Below are 3,464 nucleotides of genomic sequence, written 5' to 3'. Positions count from 1 at the left end.
GGAGCTTTTTTTGTATGCGTGGAGGGGTCCTCTGGATTTTCTGTGCTGAGGGGGATTGTGGCGGCTTGCGTGCTTTGAAAACCTTGGGGAGGGTTGGTGAGGGATTGTTCATCCTGTTGTTGAAATTTTTGCATCATTTCGACTATTCTAGGGGAGGGGGATCTTTTTTTCATGCATGTTCCTTTCAAGTTTTTAAATTTGTTTTTTAAAAAGCTTTTTTTATATTTTTTGCCTTATGTTATTTTCATACTTCTGCTTGTCTACGTGTTTGATTTTTTAAGCCACATATATTGACGCCGGAAAGTCTAGCAAGACTTTTAGGATGGGCTGCCATGCGCCATGAGAGTTCTTCTCCTGCAGCGGGGTTTCTTTGAATTTCCTGCATTTTTTCTTGCAAAATATTAGGGTTGCCATAGGCATTTGCGGATAAACGTTGGATTTCTTCTTGATATGTTTGAACCAATGAATGGTGTGGAAGCAATAGAATGATTTCTTCTTCGGAGAGGATCTTTGTTGCTCTTTGTGAAGAAGCTTGTGGGGCAACTGTCGCACGTGTCGTTTCAGGCTCTTTCGGTCTTTTGGTCGTACTGTCTCTTGTGAGAGGCGTTGTTGAATGCGTCATCTGAACGGATGCTTGTCTGATTTTTTCCATAACAGGTTCTTCTCCTAAAAGAGATCGTCTTTCCTCCTCTTTTTCCAATATCGTTGAAAGTCTTTTGCTTTTTGAAGAAGCTTTTTTAGAAAGGGGAAATGCGCCTGAGACCTCTGCTGCTGCTTGTTCATAAAGCTTTATAAGTTCTCGTATTGAAGAGGATGGAAAAGGGTGAGGCTCATTTTTTTTCATGCATGTTTCCTTTCAAGAATTTTTTTAGAAAACTTCTTTGGGGCATTGCCTTTTATACTCTGATCACTTTGAGATAAAGAAAGATATCGCACTAAACGAGCTCCAAAGATTTGCGCTATTTGCAGTCAGCGTAATGGATATTTATGTCTTTTATACAGTTTTTTTATGAAACTTTATCAATAAGTTATCATCAATGACAGAGTTCATTTTTAGGACTATTTTTTGTAACATTCTAAAACAACTTTTGGCGCAATCGCAATGAAACGATTTGCGCCAAAAAACTCACTGAAAAAGAGATTAAATGAAAAACAAAAATTGATCTGTTTTTACGTGAAGCTCCTTACATGGAAAAAGCCATTCCTTTATTCTCTCCATGTCTTTGTCGTTGAGGGCTGTGTTCGGGACTTTCTTGCTTTTGTCCTCCCCTTTCGTGATGACGATGGTGATGATGGGTTCTTTCAGCTTGCGGAGCATTTTCGCGATGGCGTCTTTGTTCCGCCATAGGGGTTTGCGTGAGCCTCTGTGTTGCTGTTTCTACAGCCTTTGTATAATTATCGATGGCGTCAATGAGCGGGGGAAAACCCTTTTCAGCTTCTCTGCGTGCTGGACTTTTTATGCCAAGTGCTTGGTGGCCAGCAAATTTATGAATAGATTCAGGTTCTGCTGCAAGTTGATATGAAAATTCTCCACCTTTACTGGGATCTTTAAGTATGTCTTGCATATGTTGTTGGAAAATATTGTCTTTTCCATAAACAGCTTTCCCCCAATACATGACTTCTTGTGCAAATGCTTGGACATGTGGATCTTTTAAAAGCATTGCACTTACTTGCTCAGGTGTAAAAGAGGGGGATTTCCCTCTTTGTTGTGGAGCAACCTCTGCATAGGTGGTTTCAGGATTTTCTCTTCCTTGACCATGGTGTCTGCCTCTTGAAGGGGAAACGCTACTAACGGAGGCGTATGTAACTTCCTCTCCATGTCTTGGGGACGCAACCTCTGCATAGATGGTTTCAGAATTTTCTCTTCCTTGACCATGGTGTCTGCCTCTTGAAGGGGAAACGCTACTAACGGAGGCGTATGTAACTTCCTCTCCATGTCTTGGGGACGCGACCTCTGCATAGATGGTTTCAGAATTTTCTCTTCCTTGATCATGGTGCCTGCCTCTTGAAGGAGAAACGCTACTAACGGAGGCGTATGTAACTTCGTCTTCTGGGGTTGGTTTGCGCTGATCTCCTCTGTTTTGTTTATTAACAGTTGCATAGAGAGCTTCTGGAGTTGCAGAAGGTTGTGGGTGATGTTTTTTCATGCATGTTTCCTTTCAATTGTTCTAGAAAACCTCTTTGGTGCATTCCCCACTTTTAGTTTTGATAACTTTTAAGACAAAGGAAGATATCCAACTGAATGACCTCCAAAGATTCTGCGCTATTCATAAGTCTGTATAACGGACATTTGTGTCTTTTATACAGCTTTTTTATGAAATCTTATCAATGAGTTATTAAAAGTTATCGTCAATGACAGAATCCATTTTTAGAACTATTTTTTGTAACATTCCAAAACAGTTCTTGGCGAAATCGCGATGAAACGATTTGCGCCAAGAGATTCATTGAAAAAGAGATAAAATGAAAAACAAAAACGATCTGTTTTTATGTTTATACCCCTTATGTTGTTTTGAGTGATTGAAAAAATTTAGTCCTTTTCGTATGGAACCAAGTTAATGATGGAATAATGTCACAATGTTGGCCATTTTTACGAAATATTATCATAACTTTTGCATGAAGTTTTATCAATGCATTTTGTCATATGACGGCTTATTCAAATTTTTCTGTATGTTATGCGCCAACTTTGATGCAATTTTGGCAAGATAATTGCATCAAGGTTTTGTATGATAAGCCAATGATTATGAGACCATCACGACAACGCCATTGCTTTTGATGTTTTGGCGTGGTGAGATCGAGTTAGACGTTAGCTCTTCTTTCTTCGATGTTTCAGAAATCTCTCGATGACGATTTTCTGTTGACTGCTCAGGGACCTTCGGAGATTGCCATAGGCTTTGCTGCTTTTGCAATTTTCTATCAAGATCAGTAAGTGGTTGATGGCGTTGTTGTTGTTCTGTCTGATAATTTTGCACAATGGTGTCTCTCAACTGTTGTACTGTATCAGCATAATCCCTAATGGCGGTACAAAGGGCAGGAAGATGTTCTTCAGCCTCTTTTCGTGCTGCAGTTTTTATGCCAAAGATTTCCTTGCCAGTAAGCGAACCAGAAGAGTTAGAATAGTTTCCAATTTGATATGCAAGCTCTTTCCCTATTTCTGGAATTTTGTGCATATCTTCTAGCCTAGGCTGCAGAATAAAAGGGTTCCCATAAACAATTTTACTCAAAAATTGGATTTCTCTTTTACTCTGTTTAACCGATGGATCTTGTTGAACTTTGCGGGCAATTTCATGATTTGAAAGAGGCTGGATTGTCTTTTCTTGTTGCGCTTGTTGATGCTGTCGTTGTTTTATTTGAGAACTTTGTGAAATATTCTCTTGTGTGTATTTTACAGTGAATACAAAATCTTCTATGGCGGAATTTAGAGGTTCAAGCGCTTCTTCAGCCTCTTTACGCGCACGATTTTTTAT

3 protein-coding genes are annotated in these 3,464 nt (G+C 39.4%); all 3 read right to left on the bottom strand.

Annotated elements, in window-relative coordinates; translation table 11 throughout:
- Window positions 1-244: 244 nt before the first annotated feature.
- The gene (locus tag CEV08_RS09015; protein WP_143434474.1) at window positions 245-844 is read right to left on the bottom strand and encodes a BID domain-containing T4SS effector; all 600 of its coding nucleotides are present in this window, start codon (window positions 842-844) and stop codon (window positions 245-247) included.
- A gap of 340 nt (window positions 845-1,184) precedes the next feature.
- Window positions 1,185-2,147 (bottom strand): BID domain-containing T4SS effector, encoded by a 963-nt coding sequence (locus CEV08_RS09010; RefSeq protein ID WP_100131263.1) that lies wholly within the window; start codon window positions 2,145-2,147, stop codon window positions 1,185-1,187.
- 591 nt (window positions 2,148-2,738) lie between these two features.
- Window positions 2,739-3,464, bottom strand: a 726-nt coding sequence (locus CEV08_RS09005) for a BID domain-containing T4SS effector (RefSeq protein ID WP_143434473.1), incomplete at its 5' end; no start/stop codon positions are given.

The organism is Bartonella tribocorum, from assembly GCF_002778015.1.
GTDB classification, from domain to species: Bacteria; Pseudomonadota; Alphaproteobacteria; order Rhizobiales; family Rhizobiaceae; genus Bartonella; species Bartonella tribocorum_B.
This window is presented reverse-complemented; position numbering and strand designations above follow the sequence as displayed.

Excerpts from the sequence above, each read along its gene's own strand:
- CEV08_RS09015 (WP_143434474.1), bottom strand. The coding sequence starts at position 844 with ATGAAAAAAAATGAGCCTCACCCTTTTCCATCCTCTTCAATACGAGAA.
- CEV08_RS09010 (WP_100131263.1), bottom strand. The coding sequence starts at position 2,147 with ATGAAAAAACATCACCCACAACCTTCTGCAACTCCAGAAGCTCTCTAT.